This window comes from Thalassobium sp. R2A62, assembly GCF_000161835.1.
Lineage (GTDB): Bacteria > Pseudomonadota > Alphaproteobacteria > Rhodobacterales > Rhodobacteraceae > Thalassobium.
In genome coordinates this window covers 2,738,273-2,757,567 of sequence record NZ_GG697169.2, presented here as the reverse complement: position 1 = coordinate 2,757,567, position 19,295 = coordinate 2,738,273, and the positions used below count along the sequence as shown (strand labels likewise).

The 19,295-nt window shown below is 57.6% G+C and carries 18 protein-coding genes; 12 read left to right on the top strand and 6 right to left on the bottom strand.

The annotated features are described in order from the left end of the window. Window positions 1-18: 18 nt before the first annotated feature. A complete protein-coding gene (cobN, locus tag TR2A62_RS13735) occupies window positions 19-3,714 on the top strand; it encodes a cobaltochelatase subunit CobN (protein WP_009159647.1) in 3,696 nt (1,231 codons plus the stop codon). Here cobN and TR2A62_RS13730 read toward each other — a convergent pair. Next, window positions 3,711-4,526 carry a LysR family transcriptional regulator gene (locus TR2A62_RS13730; RefSeq protein WP_009160182.1) on the bottom strand — a complete coding sequence of 272 codons (816 nt, stop codon included), beginning with the start codon at window positions 4,524-4,526 and terminating at the stop codon, window positions 3,711-3,713. The genes cobN and TR2A62_RS13730 overlap by 4 nt on opposite strands. Before the next feature lie 225 nt (window positions 4,527-4,751). Here TR2A62_RS13730 and TR2A62_RS19195 point away from each other — a divergent pair, with 225 nt between their 5' ends. The 5 genes from TR2A62_RS19195 (at window position 4,752) to bluB (ending at window position 7,572) form a co-directional block, all read left to right on the top strand. Beyond that, on the top strand, window positions 4,752-5,096 hold the full coding sequence (locus TR2A62_RS19195; RefSeq protein ID WP_223296121.1) for a hypothetical protein: 345 nt from the start codon (window positions 4,752-4,754) through the stop codon (window positions 5,094-5,096). A gap of 223 nt (window positions 5,097-5,319) precedes the next feature. Beyond that, complete coding sequence (gene cobO / locus TR2A62_RS13725; RefSeq protein ID WP_009159026.1) at window positions 5,320-5,928, top strand: cob(I)yrinic acid a,c-diamide adenosyltransferase; 609 nt, start codon at window positions 5,320-5,322, stop codon at window positions 5,926-5,928. Window positions 5,929-6,251: 323 nt separating this feature from the next. Next, complete coding sequence (locus tag TR2A62_RS13720; protein ID WP_009159845.1) at window positions 6,252-6,593, top strand: Lin0512 family protein; 342 nt, start codon at window positions 6,252-6,254, stop codon at window positions 6,591-6,593. Then, window positions 6,593-6,952 carry a Lin0512 family protein gene (locus TR2A62_RS13715; protein ID WP_009160454.1) on the top strand — a complete coding sequence of 120 codons (360 nt, stop codon included), beginning with the start codon at window positions 6,593-6,595 and terminating at the stop codon, window positions 6,950-6,952. The genes TR2A62_RS13720 and TR2A62_RS13715 overlap by 1 nt, the downstream gene beginning before the upstream one ends. Then, window positions 6,949-7,572 carry a 5,6-dimethylbenzimidazole synthase gene (gene bluB, locus TR2A62_RS13710; RefSeq protein WP_009158299.1) on the top strand — a complete coding sequence of 208 codons (624 nt, stop codon included), beginning with the start codon at window positions 6,949-6,951 and terminating at the stop codon, window positions 7,570-7,572. The genes TR2A62_RS13715 and bluB overlap by 4 nt, the downstream gene beginning before the upstream one ends. Here bluB and TR2A62_RS13705 read toward each other — a convergent pair. After that, a complete protein-coding gene (locus TR2A62_RS13705) occupies window positions 7,569-9,221 on the bottom strand; it encodes a thiamine pyrophosphate-binding protein (protein ID WP_009159426.1) in 1,653 nt (550 codons plus the stop codon). The genes bluB and TR2A62_RS13705 overlap by 4 nt on opposite strands. A 75-nt stretch (window positions 9,222-9,296) precedes the next feature. Between TR2A62_RS13705 and TR2A62_RS13700 the strand changes: the two genes are divergently transcribed. Further along, the gene (locus TR2A62_RS13700) at window positions 9,297-9,818 is read left to right on the top strand and encodes an NADPH-dependent FMN reductase (protein WP_009157484.1); all 522 of its coding nucleotides are present in this window, start codon (window positions 9,297-9,299) and stop codon (window positions 9,816-9,818) included. Window positions 9,819-10,837: 1,019 nt separating this feature from the next. On the opposite strand, the gene TR2A62_RS13695 is transcribed toward TR2A62_RS13700, so the two are convergent. Further along, window positions 10,838-11,221 (bottom strand): VOC family protein, encoded by a 384-nt coding sequence (locus TR2A62_RS13695; protein WP_009158008.1) that lies wholly within the window; start codon window positions 11,219-11,221, stop codon window positions 10,838-10,840. A 42-nt stretch (window positions 11,222-11,263) separates the two neighbouring features. On the opposite strand from TR2A62_RS13695, the gene TR2A62_RS13690 reads away from it, so the two are divergent. After that, window positions 11,264-12,064 (top strand): MaoC family dehydratase N-terminal domain-containing protein, encoded by an 801-nt coding sequence (locus TR2A62_RS13690; RefSeq protein WP_009159642.1) that lies wholly within the window; start codon window positions 11,264-11,266, stop codon window positions 12,062-12,064. Here TR2A62_RS13690 and TR2A62_RS13685 read toward each other — a convergent pair. Then, window positions 12,061-13,089: an FAD-binding oxidoreductase gene (locus tag TR2A62_RS13685; RefSeq protein ID WP_009160257.1), complete on the bottom strand. Its 1,029-nt coding sequence runs from the start codon at window positions 13,087-13,089 to the stop codon at window positions 12,061-12,063. The genes TR2A62_RS13690 and TR2A62_RS13685 overlap by 4 nt on opposite strands. Before the next feature lie 46 nt (window positions 13,090-13,135). Between TR2A62_RS13685 and mnmD the strand changes: the two genes are divergently transcribed. Then, complete coding sequence (gene mnmD, locus TR2A62_RS13680) at window positions 13,136-13,813, top strand: tRNA (5-methylaminomethyl-2-thiouridine)(34)-methyltransferase MnmD (RefSeq protein ID WP_009159088.1); 678 nt, start codon at window positions 13,136-13,138, stop codon at window positions 13,811-13,813. Then, entirely contained in the window at window positions 13,810-14,673 is an 864-nt protein-coding gene (locus TR2A62_RS13675; RefSeq protein ID WP_009157807.1) for a DMT family transporter, read from the top strand. The genes mnmD and TR2A62_RS13675 overlap by 4 nt, the downstream gene beginning before the upstream one ends. Here the strand turns inward: TR2A62_RS13675 and TR2A62_RS13670 are convergent. Then, window positions 14,670-17,039: a lytic transglycosylase domain-containing protein gene (locus tag TR2A62_RS13670; RefSeq protein WP_150103494.1), complete on the bottom strand. Its 2,370-nt coding sequence runs from the start codon at window positions 17,037-17,039 to the stop codon at window positions 14,670-14,672. The two genes, TR2A62_RS13675 and TR2A62_RS13670, sit on opposite strands and share 4 nt — an antisense overlap. A gap of 153 nt (window positions 17,040-17,192) precedes the next feature. On the opposite strand from TR2A62_RS13670, the gene dapA reads away from it, so the two are divergent. Continuing rightward, window positions 17,193-18,065, top strand: coding sequence for a 4-hydroxy-tetrahydrodipicolinate synthase (gene dapA / locus TR2A62_RS13665; protein WP_009157958.1), 873 nt, complete (start codon window positions 17,193-17,195; stop codon window positions 18,063-18,065). A gap of 62 nt (window positions 18,066-18,127) precedes the next feature. On the opposite strand, the gene TR2A62_RS18830 is transcribed toward dapA, so the two are convergent. After that, a complete protein-coding gene (locus TR2A62_RS18830; RefSeq protein ID WP_009158966.1) occupies window positions 18,128-18,292 on the bottom strand; it encodes a hypothetical protein in 165 nt (54 codons plus the stop codon). A 110-nt stretch (window positions 18,293-18,402) separates the two neighbouring features. On the opposite strand from TR2A62_RS18830, the gene TR2A62_RS13660 reads away from it, so the two are divergent. Then, entirely contained in the window at window positions 18,403-19,278 is an 876-nt protein-coding gene (locus tag TR2A62_RS13660; protein WP_009160021.1) for a LysR substrate-binding domain-containing protein, read from the top strand. Window positions 19,279-19,295: the final 17 nt, after the last annotated feature.

Here is a 19,295-nt window from a genome sequence, read left to right as displayed (position 1 = left end):
TAACACAAGGGTCGGCTCATGCATCTTCTTGCCGCCACACCGGGTCAAATCGACGATGGATCAGAACCTATTGATCTAGGTCAAACACCTGCCCAAGTCGTGTTCATCAGTGCGGCTGATACCGAGCTTGCTGCATTGTCCCAAGCGCGATCAGAAATGGACGCCCCGCCAACGTTGCGGTTGGCCAGCATGATGTATTTGCAACATCCGATGTCGGTTGATCTGCATCTCGAAAACTGTGCCGATAAATCCGAACTGGTGATCGTGCGTGTGCTCGGCGGATCGGGCTACTGGAAATACGGATTGGCGCAATATTCCGCGACGCTGCATGCGTGTAATGTCCCTGTCGCGTTCCTGCCGGGTGACGACAAACCCGACGATGAATTGCGCAGCCTGTCATCGGTGTCCGACGCGGACTACGACGCGCTCTGGGCCTATTTGGTCGAGGGTGGCCCCGACAACGCAACCCAGTTTTTGACCTACGCCCGCGCGATGGTGCAGGGCACCGAACGCCCGCCTGCAGCGAGCCCGCTCTTGCGTGCTGGTGTCTATTGGCCCGGTGCTGGGGTCAGTGATCTGACCACAGCTCAGGCAGCATGGACCGACGGCGCGCCAATTGTGCCGCTGGTATTCTACCGCGCGCTCGTCCAAGGCGCGGGACTAAACCCGATCAACCGGATGACCAAGGCGCTTCTAAAGCGAGGATTGAACCCGCTGCCGATTTTTGCGGCCTCGCTCAAAGATCCGGTTTCGCAGGCGACCCTAGAACAGTTGTTCACTGCCGCGCCGCCCAGCGTGATCCTAAACGCCACCAGCTTTGCAGTAGGTTCGCCCCATGCGGGCGACACCGGTCCCGCGAACCCGCTGACACACGCCTCAGCGAACAAGGCGCCCGTCTTTCAAACCGTGCTTGCCGCTGGCACCCAATCGACATGGGAAGACGGGTTAAACAGTCTATCAGCCCGCGACATCGCTATGAACGTGGCCCTGCCCGAAGTGGACGGTCGTATCCTGTCGCGCGCAATCAGCTTTAAGGGCGAAGCCTATTTCGACGAAGCAACAGAATGCGCGATCGCCAGCTATCAGGCCCACGGGAACCGCATCGACTTTGTCGCCGATCTCGCAGCCAATTGGGCACGGCTCAGAACGACCGAAACCACAGATCGCAAGGTCGCATTGATCCTCGCGAACTATCCGAACAAAGACGGGCGTCTCGCCAATGGCGTCGGCCTAGATACCCCTGCGGCAACGGTCCATGCTTTGGGCCTGTTGGCGGCAGAGGGCTATGCAATCGGTGACGTCCCAGCCGACAGCGATGCATTGATGAAACGCGTGATCGCGGGGCCAACGAACTGGCTGACGGATCGGGCGGACCGGACAGGTGGCGAAGCGCTATTACTAGAGCTGTACCAACAGTATTTCGACGCGCTCCCTTGGGACGTCAAACAACAGATCACCGAGCGTTGGGGCAATGCGGCAGATGATCCATTTGTCGATGGGGATGGCATCAAACTGTCGATCCTCAAGTTCGGCAACGCCATTGTCGGGCTGCAACCTGCACGCGGCTATAACATTGATCCGACCGAGACCTACCACTGTCCGGACCTCGTCCCACCGCACAACTATCTCGCGTTCTATTTTTGGATCAGACACCATTGGGGTGCCCACGCGGTGGTGCACATGGGCAAGCACGGCAATCTTGAATGGTTGCCTGGCAAAGCGTTGGCGCTGTCTGAGACCTGCCTCCCCGAGGCGGTGCTTGGGCCGATGCCCCATGTCTATCCCTTTATCGTCAATGACCCCGGCGAAGGCACACAGGCGAAACGTCGTGCGCAGGCGGTCATCGTCGATCACCTGACCCCACCGCTGACCCGCGCCGAGACCTATGGCCCGCTGCGCGATCTCGAAGCGTTGGTCGACGAATACTACGAGGCCGCTGGCATTGATCCACGGCGTATCGAACACCTGCGTCGCGAGATTTTCTCGCTCACGTCAGCGACGGGGTTGGCCGCCGACGTTGGCATGGACACTGGCGACGAATACCGTGATTTGGCCAAGCTAGACGCCTATCTGTGTGACCTGAAAGAGGCGCAAATTCGGGACGGCCTTCATGTCTTTGGACTTTCGCCCGATGGACGTCTGGAACGGGATCTGAGCATCGCTCTGGCGCGTGTGCCACGCGGGGACGGAACCGGCGTAGACGCGTCGCTGTTACGTGCCATGGCCGATGACCTGTCTCTTGGGTTTGACCCGCTTGATTGTGAAATGTCTGGAACCTGGGATGGCCCACGCCCGCAAGTCTTGTCCGATTTGACCGATGACACATGGCGCACAAATGGTGACACTGTTGAACGGTTAGAGCTATTGGCCATTGCCCATTTGGATCGGTTGATCCCAGCCACGGGTGCAGCCAGCCAGCAGGTCTTAGACCACATAGAGACGACGATCCGCCCAACTGTCAGAGCCTGCGGCGGGTCCGAAGCTGCGGGGCTTCTCACCGCTCTTGCAGGGCAGTTCATAGCCCCGGCCCCGTCGGGCGCGCCCACACGCGGGCGGCTTGATGTTTTGCCAACTGGGCGCAATTTCTTTTCTGTCGATAGCCGCGCCGTGCCGACGCCAACGGCATGGGCGTTGGGTTGGAAGTCAGCCAATTTGTTGATTGAAAAGCATCTCCAAGATCACGGTGACTGGCCCCGCACGATGCTGGTCAATGCTTGGGGCACTGCGAACATGCGCACGGGTGGCGATGACATCGCGCAATGTCTCGCGCTCATGGGCGTCAAACCTAAATGGGACAGCGCCAATCGCCGCGTCACAGGCTTTGAGATTTTGCCATCGGGTGTGTTGGGGCGGCCTCGTGTGGATGTGACCTTGCGCGTCTCTGGCTTTTTCCGCGATGCCTTCCCCCAGTTAATCGCGTTGGTCGACAGTGCGGCGCGGGCCGTCATGGCGCTGGACGAACCTGACGATCAAAACCCCGCCGCTGCACGAGCCCGTGCCGAAGGTCAGATGTCGCGGGTATTCGGGTCCAAACCCGGTGCCTATGGCGCGGGTTTACAGGCGATGATTGACGAACGATTATGGGGCGACAAATCCGACCTCGCCGAAGCCTACCTAGAATGGGGCAGCTATGCCTATGGTGCAGGTGGCGAAGGGGTGTTTCATCGCGACGAATTTGAGGCGCGATTGGGTCAAGCAGAAGCGATTGTTCAAAACCAAGACAACCGCGAACATGATATTTTGGATTCCGACGACTACTATCAGTTCGAGGGTGGAGCAGCCGCCGCAATTTCAGCCCTGCAAGGGCGCGACAGGCCAATTTATCACAATGACCATAGCCGTCCCGAACGACCTGTGATCCGCACGTTGGACGATGAAATCGGACGCGTCGTGCGGTCCCGCGTTGTGAACCCAAAGTGGATCGATGGCGTCATGCGTCACGGCTACAAGGGCGCGTTCGAAATGGCCGCGTCGTTGGATTATCTGTTCGCTTTTGCAGCGACGACTGGTGCGGTCAAGAATCACCATTTTGATTTAGTCGAGGCCGCGTTTCTCGAGGACGAAAAGGTCCGTGACTGGATCGAAGAACATAACCCGACCGCGCTGAGTGAAATGGCCGAACGGCTACAAGAAGCGATTGATCGGGGGCTTTGGACCCCGCGGTCGAACTCGGCTCGCGCTAGGATTGATCAAATCACGGCCAAGCGATCTTAGACGATCAACTTGGCCCATTCACGGACCGCAGCCAGCCGTTTGTCATGCCGCCGGTTTTCGTGAATGACGCTCCAGATTTCGCGATAGACGGGTTCAACGCTCTCAACTTTCTTGAGTTTCGGGATTTCGCTCATAACGCGTTCGGGGCCAACGGCCGCGATACCAAGCGCTGCGGCGGCTTCGCCCAATGCAGCAAATGATGTCACCCGCACGAGCGGCGGCCCAGAGAATACCTTGTGCGCCAATTGCATCTCAGGGACCCAGTCCAGAGGTTCGTCCAGCCCCACCCATGCGTCTGGCAGCGCCCCAGTCTCTGACCACAAGTAGAATGGCATTTCAGAGATTTTTGACGCGACAAGCTGCCCTTCGACAGGTCGCGCAAACCGCAGTGCGAGGTCTGCCTCGCCATAAGCTAGGCTAAGTCGTTTGTCCGATCCACGGAGCTTGATCAAGGTATCGGGATAGCAATCGATCGCCTCGTTTATACGTGGTGCAAGAAAGTAAGTCAGCAAGAACTCGATCGATGTAATAGTGATCGTTTCCTGTCTCGATCGACGCTCGCGTAGATCTTCGAGACGATCCACGCGCTCTTGGAAATCGCTGGCCAACTCGAGCAGAGTTTTGCCTTCGTCGGTGATTTTCCATTCACCACCTTGGCCCTGAACAAAGATCATGTAGCCGCTCATATCATTCAATTTTTTGATATGGCGCGACACCGTTGTCGGATTGGTCCCGAGCAATACTGCGGCACGTTTCATCGTGCCGGCTTCGTTCAATGCGAGAACGTATTGAAAATTATTCCAGTCGTACATTCCTAAAAAATATCCTTGGTACACTTTGAAAAACCGTTTGACGGAAAACTAGTGAACCACTGTCGGGGTCGACAGAACATATTACGGACAGGTGGCTATCGGAAAGTATATGACGCTGTATCTAAATATATCATATTAGATACGTCGAAGTCGCAAAAAAGCACGATATCGTCACACTGCAAAAAAGCAATTCCACTACTGCGCAACTATACATCGTAAATCACCATGGCACATTCCACCATTAGAAGGTGCGCAGGAATTATTGCGGCTCGCTACGAGATAGGGCTCAAAATCATTACGGGAGAAACCAAAATGCCTCCGACCATGTCATACCAAGAAGACAGCGATCGGCGCGGATTGCCCACCGGGATCATTTTAATCCTTTTTGCGGGGCACGCCATAGCAGGCATCATGATCGAGCTGAATTACAGCCCAATTTTAGTAAGCGGTGTTTATTTAACAATTTTGACGATGCCAAAGTGGGGACGCCAAATCCTTCCAAAGCGCCTTTCGGATAACCGCCGTTTTCGCCAGCGGCATTATTCAGTCCACAGATTACCAAGATCCTAATGAACATGTTGCACTCCGCCCATGCTCAGGGACGGCCAAGAGCTAACTGTCTATCCCCGTCAGTTCTGTAGGCCCACTCTCGCGTCAGCTGGCAGGCGACGCGTTCGACCGGTAGGTTCCCCAAATACCAACCTACCGGTCGATTTTCCTTTTACCTCGGATTCCGATTGCGTTTTGTCTTGGCATTGGGTCATCTCAATGTCAGCAAAAACGGAGATTTTCGATGACCGAGGATACAGACCGCCACGCGATGAAAATGGCCAAGAAAAAGGCCGCGCGGGACAAGATCATGGCGACCAAGACCGACAAGAAAGGCCTAGTGATTGTCCATACGGGCAAGGGCAAGGGCAAGTCTTCGGCAGCGTTTGGAATGATCTTTAGATGCGTCGCGCATGACATGAAATGTGCGGTCGTCCAGTTCATCAAAGGCGGCATGTCCACCGGCGAAAGAGACCTGATTTTATCAAAATTTACAGATACTTGTGCGTTCCACACCATGGGCGAAGGCTTTACGTGGGAAACGCAAGACAAGAGCCGTGACACAGAGATGGCACAGGCCGCATGGGCCCAAGCCAAAGACCTGATTCGTGATCCCACCAACCACATGGTTTTGCTGGACGAAATCAACATCGCCATTCGCTATGACTATGTCGACGCGGCAGAAGTGGTGGCGTTCTTGCGCGACGAAAAACCCGAAATGACCCATGTGGTTCTGACGGGGCGCAACGCCCATGCCGACCTGATCGAACATGCGGACCTGGTCACTGAGATGGAACTGGTCAAGCATCCGTTCCGGTCTGGGATCAAGGCGCAGATCGGCGTGGAATTCTGATTAACCAAATCTGAAACGGTGAACGAATTGTTCGTTAAGGCGACCGTTCTTTGCCGTATTTTGTGTAATTTTCAGATCTGTTTTATGTATTTTGCATAATTTGATTTTGGTGTGCGCACGGTCGCGCAATCCAAAATGTTGCAAGTTTTAACCAAAGGTTAATGTGCGAAATCGCGGTTAAGATTTCGTTAACGGTTTGTTAAGGGTCGATGGCGGTTTTTTGCTGATTTTTCAAATCCTTGGCAGTGAGAGCGCCTGACGCGGGGTTTTGCCTTTGGCAAAGGCATGGTTCATAACGGCTGGGAACGGGATTGGAGATCAGAATGGCCAAGCGGGTTTTGACAGAATTTGGGATGGGAACATCGCTGCGGCAGCGTGATTATACGGGTGCGGCCAAACGCGCCGTGCAAGACGCGCTATGGCACAATTCGATCAACATGGCCGAAGTCTTTGGGTTCGAAAAAGAGGCGATGCAAATCCTTCTGGAAGTCGGCGTTCAGGAACCGGATGCCGTGGATGCATCTGTGCTGTCGGACGTGTTCCCCTACGGCAATGTCAGCGTGTCGGTTGTCGAGGGCGGGCTGAACATTCCGCGCCCTGACGGTGAGCCGACCATCATTGCCAATGTCGCGATCTCGGTCGCCTTTGAGATGGAGCGCGTGTGATGGACCAGCGGATCATTATCGAGATGGGCATGGGCAACGACCTGTACGGCATGGATTATACCAAGGCCGCGAAACGCGCGATCGAAGACGCGATCCGGCATTCGTCGCTGCCGCTGTTTGAAACGCTCGAGATTTCGCACGACGAAATGCGCGTTCAGGTGACCGTGGGTGTCGGCGATCCTGACGTTGTGGATCTGGATGCACTGACCGAGGGTCTGCCGCGCGGACGTGTCAGCGTCAGCGCCGTCAAAGGCGGATTGAATGTGACGAACCCAGACAACGGCAACGTCATCGTTATTGCGAGCGCTGCGGTCGAAGCGTTCCTGCCGAACCAATCCAAGAACTGGCAGTCCGGATGAAGCTGGACGCGTCCCACCGTGCAGCGCTGAATGACATCCTGCAATGGCGCCGCGATGTGCGCCATTTCCGGCCCGATCCGATTGCGCCCGAGGTAATGGATGCCCTGCGGGTTGCGGTGGATTTTGCGCCGTCGGTTGGAAACGCCCGCCCATGGCGGGTGCGCGAGGTGGCCACGCCCGCGTTGCGTGAGGCCGTTATCGAGAATTTTGCCAAGGCCAATGCCGAGGCTGCCAAGATGTATGATGACGAAGCGCGCGCACGGTATGACGCGCTGAAACTCGCGGGGTTGCGCGAGGCGCCAGTGCATTTGGCGTTTTTCACAGAACTGGCCCCTGCCGAAGGTCGCGGTCTGGGTCGTCAGACCATGCCAGAGATGTTGCAATATTCGACAGTCACCGCGATCCATACCCTTTGGCTCGCGGCACGCGCCCATAACATTGGGGTTGGTTGGGTTTCGATCCTCGACCCTGATGCGGTCTGTTCGGTTTTGGGTGTGCCCGATGGCTGGTCGTTGACTGGCTATCTGTGTTTAGGGCACGCGGCACAGGCGGATGACACGCCGCTGTTGCACCGCGCGGAGTGGCAAGAGAACACTTACGCGCCTTGGCAGATTCTTTAGGTCGCGGCCTCGCGGATTTGGGTCAATGTGCGCCCAGTGGTCAGCGCCTCGGGGTCGACTGTTAGTTCAATGACAGACGGGCCGTTGTGAGCCAATGCACGGGACAGCGCACCCTCTAACTGTGATTGATCCAAGACCGTTTCGCCGTGCCCGCCGTAGGCCTTCGCAAGGGCGGCAAAGTCGGGATTTTCCAACACAGTGCCTGAGACGCGAGAGGGGTAGTTGACCTCTTGGTGCATACGGATTGTGCCATAGCGGCCATTGTTCACAACAATCACAGTCAGGTTTGCGCCATACTGTTTCGCGGTGCTCAATTCGTTGCATGTCATTTGGAAACAGCCATCACCCGCGAGACAAATCACAGGCCGGTCGGGGTGTTCCAGAGCTGCGGAAATCGCCGCTGGAAAGCCGTATCCCATACTGCCCGACGTCGGGGCGAGCTGGGTGCTGTATTTGGTCCAGACATAGTAGCGGTGCAGCCAACCGGCGTAGTTGCCCGCACCGTTGGTGAGAATTGCATCCTCGGGCAGGACATCATTGAGATGGGCGATGACCTGCTCCATCTTAACGTCGCCGGGTGTCTCTTTGGGCGTGATCCACATGTCGTAATCTGCGCGCGCGGATGCGGTCCAATCGTCGATATCACCCGTGACGCGCGGGGCGGTGGCCAGCTGTTCCAGCATCAAAGGTGCGGTCGTGTGAACGGCAAGGGTCGGGGCATAGACGCGGCCCAATTCGTCATCACTTGCGTGGACATGGATCAGCGTTTTGCCGTGACCGGCGGGGTCGAGCAGCGTGTAGCCTTGGGTTTCGATGTCGCCCAACCGAGTGCCCAACAGCAGGATCGTATCAGCGTCACGAACCCGCAGAGCCAGCGCTGGATTGATCGCCACATTGAGATCACCGGCATAACAAGGGTGGCTATTGTCAGCGAGATCTTGGCGCCGGAAACCCGTGGTCATGGGGATGTTCTGGGTGGCTGCAAACATAGCGAGATTATCCGCCGCAGTCTGAGACCAAAGCGGGCCACCCGCGACAATAAGCGGGCGTTCCGCATCCGCCAAAAGATCAAGGATCGCTTGCCCGTCGGGGGCGGGTCTAATTGGCGGCGAAATAGGAGCGGCTGGTGCGTGATCAACCAGCGCGCTGAGCATATCCTCGGGCAGAGCCAGCACCACGGGGCCGGGACGTCCGGACATTGCCACACGGAAGGCACGGGCAATGTATTCGCCCAACCGTTCGGTCTGATTGATCTGTGCCGTCCATTTGGCGAGGCCACCAAACATTTGAGTATAGTCCACTTCTTGGAACGCTTCGCGGTCGGTTTGATCACGGGCGATCTGGCCCACAAACATCACCATGGGCGTGCTGTCCTGTTGCGCGATGTGGATCCCCGCGCTGGCATTTGTGGCCCCCGGCCCACGGGTGACAAAACACACACCCGGTGTTCCCGTCAGCTTGCCATAGGCTTCGGCCATCATCGCAGCGCCACCTTCTTGGCGGCAGACAATGTTGTCGATCCCTGTGTCGTGCAGCCCATCAAGCGCCGCAAGAAAGCTCTCGCCTGGAACAGAGAAAACGCGGCGCACGCCGTAGGTGACCAGATGGTCGGCCAAGACGGCTCCGCCGTGACGGGTGGGGTTGGACATTGAACACTCCTGCGAGATAGGTGTGAGGAGAGTGGCAAAGCCTGCCGCACATCGCAACAGACAAAGGACGCGAGCATGACAACAGTTTTGGGTATTTCGGGATCGCTGCGCGCAGCATCGACAAATACATTGTTGATGCGCGAGGCGCTGCGCGTGTCCGGTGCGGACACATTGATCGAGGCGGATTTGCGTTTGCCGCTCTATGATGGCGACCTCGAAGCGGATGGTTTGCCCGTCGCTGTGCAAACACTAGCCAACCAAATCACCATTGCCGACGCGGTGGTCATCGCCACACCAGAATACAACAAAGCCCTGTCGGGTGTTCTGAAAAACGCGTTGGACTGGGTCAGCCGGACCGATGGCAAACCGTGGGCAGACAAACTCGTCGCGATCATGTCGGCGGCGGCAGGCCGCGCAGGCGGCGAGCGGTCGCAGTTTTCATTGCGGCTGTGCATGGTGCCCTTTGGTGCGCGGGTACTGACGGGACCCGAGGTGCTGGTTGCCGCATCACACAGCGCATTTGACGAAGACGGGCGATTGATTGACGAACGCTACGCCAAGGCACTGGACGGATTGGTCGGGCAATTGGGGCTGTGATATCCCCGTGGATCATCATCGCGTGCTGTGCGGTCGCGGTGGTTCTTGCGGCTTAGCCTGCGAGCGCGTTGTTGGGGTAAGATAACATTTGACTTATGGACAGACGGCCAACCACACTCAGGGGTACTATGGTGTAGATGAATAAAGATTAGGTATCTCACGAAAAATGTCTCAAGAGATCACAAACAAGGCTTCCGATGAGCTCAATCCCTTTGGAAAGACCACTACTAACCGGCTAAAAAAATTCGACCTAGGCAAGGGTTTGTTTGTGGCCTTTGGGATCATTAGCTGTTCATCGGTCTTTTCATATTTTCTATTTTTTGGAACTTCCTCATAGCGTAGCCGCGGTACTGGGGCTGTCCTTCTTAAGCAAACAACTTTCCATTCTGGCGCTATTCTTGGCCGGTGCACTCGGCACGTCTCGGATTGTCACCGCAGCTTTATTTTCTTTCGAATGGATCCCTGGGGCAAGCACTAGTCTTCACAAAACTCTGCGAAACCTATCATTTGCAACGCTGTCTCTATTCCTAATTTTTCTCTTTATGCCGTCGTACATGCGCTTTGACGCTTTGACGTATGAACATAAGCTCTCTCTCGCTGGCATTGCATTGTTGGGCATCACGACAGCGCTGATTTCGTTCATCCTGAGAAGAAAATTCAACTTTGGTCACGCTGGTGGTGGTGCCGCGATGCTTACTGTTGCGTTTATCCTTGGCCTCCTTCCATTCGTAGCGAGTGCCCAAATGGAGTTTTTGACCAATGAGTTTCGCACCGAAATTTGCCTAAAGGACGGTAGGTCCGCCATTGCTGCAGTAGTTGCCGTTGAGAAAGACCTAATTGTTTTTAAGCGGACCACTACTTTTGGTGGTCAAATTTGGGGGCTGGTGCCTAAAAATGAAGTAAGCGCTGTCATCGACCGAAGTAGCCATTTTTCTTCAACGTTTCGAGTGGGGACGGTGGCTACGACTTCTGTGCAAACCTATTCCACGAGTTTTACGAGAATCCGCCTGCCATTGATTTCAGATGACCACCCCCAGCTCGACCAAATTCCCATCGGGGTCGCGTATGTAGATGGACGTAATCGGACCGGTGGCACCGGTGCGGGTGACGGGGCCATCGACGATCTGGATGCCGTAGGCGTTCAGGGTGTCCGTGGGGTCGCTGGTCACAAGAAAACACAGGTCGGCAGAGCCGGGTGTGGCACGGTGGGCTTTGGGTTCGAATTCGGCGCCGGCGAGGTGCAGGTTGATCTTTTGGTTCCCGAATTTTAGCGCGGTGCGGCTGGTTCCATCGGCGGGATGGAACGTCGCGGCCGTCATGCCGAGTTTGGAATAGAACGCGACGGTCGCATCAATATCGGCGACAGTCAGCACGAGATGGTCGAGGCTCAGGATAGATGTCATTCGGGCTTGGCCTTGGGGTTGGATGTCGGGTAGTTACACCAAATGAACACGGGCACCGAACAGAGGCAAACAATAGAAGACGTGATGGACCCCGCACGCGCGGCGGCGTGGGCTGTGGCGCTGGGGCTGGATGACATTCCAGGCTTTGGCGATCCGTTGCCGCCATTTTTTCATCAGCTCTATTTTTGGGATCCGCAGCCGCCTGCTGCGTTGGGGCGCGATGGGCATCCGGCAACGGGGGAATTTACCCGTGACATGGGGTTGCCCCGACGGATGTGGGCCGCTGGAAAATGTGTCTGGCATCAGTCGCTGATTGCAGGGATCAAGGCATCGCGCAGCAGCCAGATCGAGAGCGTCACGCGCAAAGACGGGCGGTCCGGCCCTTTGGCGTTTGTGCGCATTCGCCATGACGTAAAACAGCGGCATCAGTTGGTTCTGACCGAGTGGCAAGAGTTGGTCTATCGCAGTGATCCGGTCGAAGGGGCACCTGTTCCTGAGGCCCCGATGGCGCGCAGTGATGAGGCACGGCTCGAGAATGTGGATTTCGATAGCACGTTGTTGTTCCGGTATTCGGCGCTGACGATGAACGGGCACCGTATTCACTATGACAGCCCCTATGCGCGGCGGGTCGAAGGGTACGAGGGATTGGTCGTACATGGGCCACTGTTGGCGCAGATGTTGATGCTGATGGCGATGCGCGAGCGCGGCGCATTGAACAGTTTTTCATTCAGGCTGACCGCGCCGTTGATTTTGAAAGAACGGGCCGTGTTATGCCTTAAGGGCGATACGGGATGGGTGCGTGCTGCGGACGGGCGGCAGTGTCTGATCGCAGATATCAGCTAGAGCGAGGCGGTTGCTTCGAACCCATCTGGGATTGCGTCGCGTCCTTCTAGGATCAGGTCGGCCATAACCTCGGCCAGTTTCGGCGCCATGCCAAAGCCGATTTTGAACCCACCATTTGCAATGAAATGACCTGTGCGAAACGGGTGGTGCCCGATCATCGGCGCACGGCTTCGGGCACGGGGGCGAACACCTGCCCAACGCTCGATCACTGGGGCGTCGCGCAACATCGGGGCCACGCCGTAGGCGCGTGTTAGGACGTCATCCAGCAGCGCATCGAGATCGGTGTTTTTAAAGTCGCGTTCGGTAGTCGAACCGATGGCGGTCGTCCCGTCATGATGTGGAATGATATGAACGGTGTCCCCAAATAGCTGGGGCAGATCGCGGGCGTCATAGGCAATAAGAGCCGCCTGCCCTTTGATACCTGCACCGACGAGACGGGTGTGCTGGGCTGTCATTTCATCGAGGTCGGTGACGCCTGTCGCCCAGAGGACTGCGCCGCTGTCAGGGGCGTCTGGCACGACAGATCCACCTAGCGCTGTGACAGCCGCCGCCAGAGACAGCGTGGCTTGGCGCGGCATCAAACGCGCCGAGAGTGTGTCGTGGATGATTTCGCCAGACGGTGACAGAGGCGCCCAGTCGCCTGCGTCCTCGATTGTCCATGTGGCGCGGCCTTGCCAGAGGGTTTTAGATGTCTCGGCGCGGGCCTGTGCCAAGCCTAGCGCGTGGTCGTCGGCGATGGGTTGGATGCGACCGGTTCGGGCATAGCCCGTGGGCAACCCCGAGGTCACCTCGACCCCCTGCCAAAAGTCGCCTGACATCATCAGGCTGTCGAATTGAAACGCCTTTTTCGGGTTCCAGTTTTCGGGGGTATGTGGGGCCAGCGCGCCAACGATACCACCCGATGCGCCTGATGCGGGACCGTTCGGATCGACCACCTGCACCCGCGCACCACGGCGGGCACAGACATAGGCGACCGAGAGGCCCATGACCCCTGCCCCACGCACTGTGATGTCATAGCTTGCCAAGACCCAATCCTTTGCTCATGGTCCGCCTTAGGATTTAGGACAGCTGATGACACAAGACCACCCTCTTGCCGTTTTAGACTGGCGCGACAACGGCACACCGGTGTCCAAACAGTTTGAAGATCCGTACTTTTCGCTAGAGGACGGGTTGGCCGAGACACGTCACGTGTTTCTGGCGGGCAATGATTTGCCGGGTCGGTTTGGTGGGTTTTTCCATATAGGCGAGCTGGGCTTTGGCACGGGGCTGAATTTTCTGGCAACTTGGGCTGCGTGGGTCAAAGACGGATCACGGGGTACACTAAAATTCTCGAGTTTTGAGGCCTATCCCATGGCGCTCGAGGATATGGAGCGTGCGCTGGGGTTCTTTCCTGCGGTCGCAGAGTATGCAGAAAAGCTGTTAGCCCAATGGGCAGGACCGGGGATCATGCGGTTTGGCGAGGCTGTCACGCTAGAGGTGATAGGCGGTGACGTTCGCGATACGCTGGGCCCGTGGGATGGGCGTGTGGATGCATGGTATCTTGACGGCTTTTCACCGGCCAAAAACCCAGAGATGTGGGGGGCCGACGTGATGGCCAAAGTTGGCAAGCACACGTTCCAACAAGGCACAGTCGCGACCTATACCGCCGCAGGATTCGTGCGCCGCGCTCTGGAAGACGCAGGGTTTGATATGGCACGCGCCGAAGGGTTCGGCCGGAAACGACACATGAGCGTGGGGCGGATGTTGTGAAGAATACACGTGCTGGAATTTGGCTGATGGTCGGGGCCGCATTTGTTTTTGCCGTCCAAGATGGAATTTCGCGACATTTGGCAGGCGAGTACAACACGATCATGATCGTGATGATCCGCTATTGGTTTTTCGCGGCCTTCGTGATGACAATCGCCGCACGCACCGCGGGTGGCATTCGCGCCGTTGCTGCCACAACGCAGCCGGTTCTACAGATCGGGCGCGGGTTGCTTTTGGCCACCGAGATTTGCGTGATGGTCACGGCCTTCACAATCCTCGGACTGGTCGAGAGTTTGTCGATTTTCATGGTCTATCCATTGCTTGTCGCGGCCTTGTCCGGTCCGATTTTAGGCGAGGCCGTGGGATGGCGCAGATGGGCCGCGATCGCCGTAGGGTTCATCGGGATATTGATCATTTTGCAACCGGGTTACGCGGTGTTTGCACCTGCGGCCGTAATCCCGCTGTGTTCGGCATTTATGTTTGCGCTCTATGGCTTGCTCACCCGTTACGCGGCGCGGCGCGACAGCACGGCGACCAGCTTTTTCTGGACAGGCGTTGCGGGATCGGTGGCTATGACAGCGGTTGGCGTCTGGTTTTGGGAGCCGATGATCAGGCGTGACTGGCTGTGGATGGGCACGCTGTGCATGACCGGCGCATTCGGACACTGGTTGTTGATCAAATGCTACGAGATGGCCGAGGCCAGTTCGGTCCAGCCGTTCGCCTATTTGCAACTGGTATTCGGCGCGATGATCGGGGTTGGCGTGTTCAGCGAAGTGATTACGTGGAACATCGCCGTGGGTGCTGCGATTGTCGTTGCGGCCGGTCTATTTACACTATGGCGCGCACGGATTGCGCAGGCCTAATTGCCTGCTGCCGATGGGCCGGACGGACCAGAAATGCGAGTGGGCGAGGTTGGCTCGCGACTGATCTGGGTGCCGCGGCGCACAATGATTTCAGACCATTGAAGACGTGGCCGTGGTTGAGGTCGCACACTGGTCAAAGGTGCCGTTTGCGGTGGCGTGATTTGAGGTGCGGCGGTTTCGGTCGCGCGCGTCGGGGTCTCGGGAACCGCTTCGGCTTCGGGTGTCAGTACCGTCTCTAGGTTCGTTGTTTGACCGGGGATTTGATCCGCTGCAATCGGGCCAGTTGTGCCCGGGCGAGCGCGAGGGCGGATGCCAACCTGTGTGGTCTGCGGCGCCGCAAATTCCAGCGTCACGTCCGATGTGGGCGCAGGGGTCGCAACACTGGGACGGCTGAGCACGTCAGGCAGTGCACCGATCAACAATTTAGTAAACTCAGGCTCGACGGCTGTGCCCGTCAGGCGCGCGCGGTAGACTGGCAAGCTCTCGGTCACGCGCATCACATAGTTGCGGGTTTCGCGGAACGGGATCATCTCGATATAGTCCACGACATCCAACCCGCCGGTGCGCGGATCGCCGTATTCCTCGGCCCAGTTTTGTGGCCGTGCGGGACCCGCATTATAGCCTGCCGCAATCATGGCTGGGGTGTTGCCGAGGCGATCCTGTAGCTCTTCGAGGTAGGTGATCCCGAGGATCGCATTATAGTTGGGGTCGCTGGTCAGGCGCGATTTCGAGTAAGGCAGCCCGAGATTGCCTGCGACCTCGCGGGCGGTGGCAGGCATCAGCTGCATCAAACCTTGGGCGCCCACGGGGCTGGCCACACGGGGGTTAAATTCGCTCTCGCGGCGCGCGATGGCCAGCGCCAATGCGGGATCAATCGACATCTCGGTTTTGGCAAGCGGATGCAGCGGGAAATACATCTGTGGGATCACGATGCCACGGGTTGCAGCGGCTTTGCCCACCAGAGTTGCGACATAGGGCGCGCGCAGATCAGTGAGCATTTGACTGAGCTGACCCAGATCTGTGCGCGACATGTTTTGCGACAGATGCAAGAAAAACAGCGTTGCATGGTATTGCTCGCCCGCGCCGATCAGCAGGATGCCGGCCTTGGACAGATCAGTCTGGATCCATGCAGCCGTGCGGTAGTCAGGAAAGGTTTCGACACCAGCAAGCGTAGGATCAATGGGCACGCCTGCCTTTTCCGCAGCCAGCAATCCGTAGAATGATGTCTGGTGCTGGGCCGCGTCGGCATAGGCAGTTTGGGCCACAACAGGGTTTTGCAGGACCTCATGGGTGCGCCCCAACCAATAGCCGGCACGCCCGCGCGAAATCGGGGTTTCAGCGGCACGGTCGAATTCTTGGAAATGGCGAAGGGCGAGCACTGGATCATCGAGCCGTTGCAGAGCCAGATACCCGGCCAGCCATTCCAGATCATTGCGGTTGTAGCCGTCAGTCATGTGATGGTTTGCCGCGATGTCATAGGCACGCTGGGGATCGCCATTGCGCATCTCATAGCGGGCCAGCGCGCGGCGGTGGCCGGACCAGCGAAACGGCACGCCCAAGGTGTCAACGCTGGTGGAATTCGCGAGCATGATCTGCATCGCCTCTTCGCGCTTGTTGCGTCCAGCGGCGGATGCAAACCGTGCATAGAGCAGACTGGGTTCGCGTAGCTGTTCGGGGGTCAAATCCGCGAGCGCATCAGCCACATCAGCATTGCGCCGCAGGGCAAGTTTTGCGCGGAGCAGGTTGGCGTCGGCGTCATCCATCACCTCAACCAGACTGTCCGCGTCGGTAAAGCGGTCACGGAACATCAGCATGGTGCCGCGTCTGGCGTGGTGCGGTTTGACCAACGCGGCGTGGTCCGCGATGAACCGATCAAACTCGCGTTCGGTCAGGCCAAAGGTTTTCCACGTCTCGATCAACAATTCGTCGGCCTGCGCCGCCTCGCCCGCCGTGCGCAATGCGCGGGCCATATGCAGCGCACCCCAGCCTGTATCAGGGGCAACCTCTGAGAAATAGTCGAGAATTTGAGCGATGGGCGTGTCGTCGGTGATCTTTTTCTCACCACGCGCGCGAATTTTCAGCGCCTCGGGCCAATCAGGATTTTCATCAAGAAAGGTCGCGTAGTTGGCAAAATCACCCTGTCTGGCAAAAAGCCGGCGCCATGTGATGATATTTTCACCCAAAGAGCCCAGCGCTCCGACACTGGCGTAGGCCCGGGCCGGATCATCCCGCGCCAAATCACCCAACGCTTCGGTCAATCGCTGAGTCGCAGAGAGAGTCACATCGCTGGTTTGAGCATGCGTTTGCGTCCCAGACAGGGTCAAACCCGTCCAAGCACAGACCATAATGAGGCAAACGCGTAACACCAATGGGCCCCTTTCACCCAATCAACGTTGTTAAGGTATGTCATTGTCGGTTTTTCGCAACTCACAAACTTGGCAATCGGCGGGTTCCCGTCTAGGGTCCGCGTCGTTTTCAACTGGCGGGCGACTTGCCCCCACCACACAAAGGAATGCGTCATGTTCAAAGGCTCTTTGCCCGCTCTCGTCACGCCATTTACGAATGGCTCGGTGGATGTGGACGCGCTCAAAAAACTGGTGGAGTGGCATATTGCCGAAGGATCGCACGGGCTGGTGCCTGTCGGGACCACCGGTGAGAGCCCGACGCTGAGCCACGAAGAGCACGACGAAGTGGTGCGGATCGTGGTTGAGACCGCCGCTGGCCGCGTGCCGGTCATCGCGGGTGCGGGATCAAACAACACGACGGAAACTGTGCGTCTGGTCACAGCGGCCAAAGCTGTCGGAGCCGATGCCGCGCTGGTAGTGACGCCCTACTACAACAAGCCGACACAGGCTGGCCTGATCGCACATTTCGAAGCCGCCGCGAGCTGTGACTTGCCAATCGTTATCTACAACATCCCCGGACGGTCAGTCGTTGATATGTCGCCTGAGACAATGGGTGTTTTGGCCAAGAACCCGATGATCGTCGGTGTCAAAGACGCGACAGGCGATCTAAGCCGCGTGCCAAAGCAGCGTATGACCTGTGGTGCGGATTTCGTTCAGCTGTCGGGCGAGGATGCCACGGCCTTGGGCTTTAACGCGCATGGCGGCGTTGGATGCATTTCGGTGACGGCAAATGTCGCACCACGCCTATGCGCCGAGTTCCAAGAGGCAACATTGGCAGGTGACTATGCCGGTGCGCTGGAAAAGCTGGACCGTTTGATGCCACTGCACGAAGCAATCTTTACCGAGCCAGGCTTGGCTGGCGCGAAATACGCGATGTCCGAGCTGGGGCTGTTGGAAAATGAGGTTCGGTTGCCGTTGGTGACTGTCACCGAAGAAACCGCTGCTACGCTGCGCGATGCGATGCGCCATGCCGGTTTGATCAACTAAGTCCTACGGGCAATTGGTAGAAAAGGGCGGCCTGTCTAGGGCCGCCCTTTTGCGTTTTGGGGCTACCAGAAATTGCGGTAGCGGTCTGTGTGGCGCAGGAAGTTCATATCCTGTTGGCGGCGGTATTCGCGCAAGATGCGCTTGCGGGCCTCTTCCTCGTGCGAGGTTGGGGCGTCGGGGTTGCGACCAGCCGCGGTCATCATTGAGCGGGCAAGAAGGTTCAGCATGTCAGTCTCCTGTTTGGTATGTGTCTCTCTGGGATTAGAGATAGACGGCTGGGGCCGTGTTTCCGAGTCAGGAAGATTGACAATATGTAAGTATAACTTACACATGAGATATGGATTGGCGTCATATACCTTCTCTATCTGCGCTGCGGGCGTTTGAAGCCTGTGCACGATATGAAAGTTTGAGTGGTGCTGCGAAGGCCCTAAATGTGACCCACGCAGCAGTGTCGCAACATGTGCGCACCCTAGAGGCACGTTTCGGTCTCGCATTGATCGAACGGCGCGGGCGCGGGATCGGTTTGACGTCCGAAGGGGTACAACTGGCGCGGGGGTTAAGCGAAGGATTCGGCACAATCGCCGACACGATTGCCCAGATGGCCGAGCGCGACGAGGCACGCCCTCTGACGTTATCCGTGACGCCGACGTTCGCAGAAAACTGGTTGATGCCACGGCTGGGGTCGTTTTGGGCCGCGCATCCCAAAATTGCCCTGTCGATTATACCGTCGCGCACGGTTGTTGATTTACGCAGCGACCGCGTGGATGTGGCGCTGCGCTATGGCGACGGGGATTGGTCGGGCGTGCATGTGTCGCCGCTGACGACGCCGTCGTTTGTTGTGGTGGGGCGACCGTCCCTGTTTGACGGATCACTGCGCGCCAGCGAAGCCAAGCAGCGGCGCAAGCCGTGGTTTTTCGAGGCGGGTAGGTCCGAGTATTGGTATTGGGCGCGCGACATGGGGCTGGTTGGTGATGACACCCCCTATACAAGGCTAGAGACCAACCAGCTGGTGATTTCGGCTGTGCGGTCGGGGTACGGGTTGTGTGTTCAGGCAAGAGCCTTGGTCGAGCAGGATGTAGAGAGCGGTCGTTTGGCGATTTATTGCGAGGATCGCGAGACCGCGCTGCGCTATCACGTGGTGACCATGCAGCCACCGGAAGGGCGGATCAAAACCTTTGTCGATTGGGTCGTGCGCGAGGCGGCAGCACGCTAAGGTGTTGGCAAGCCTGC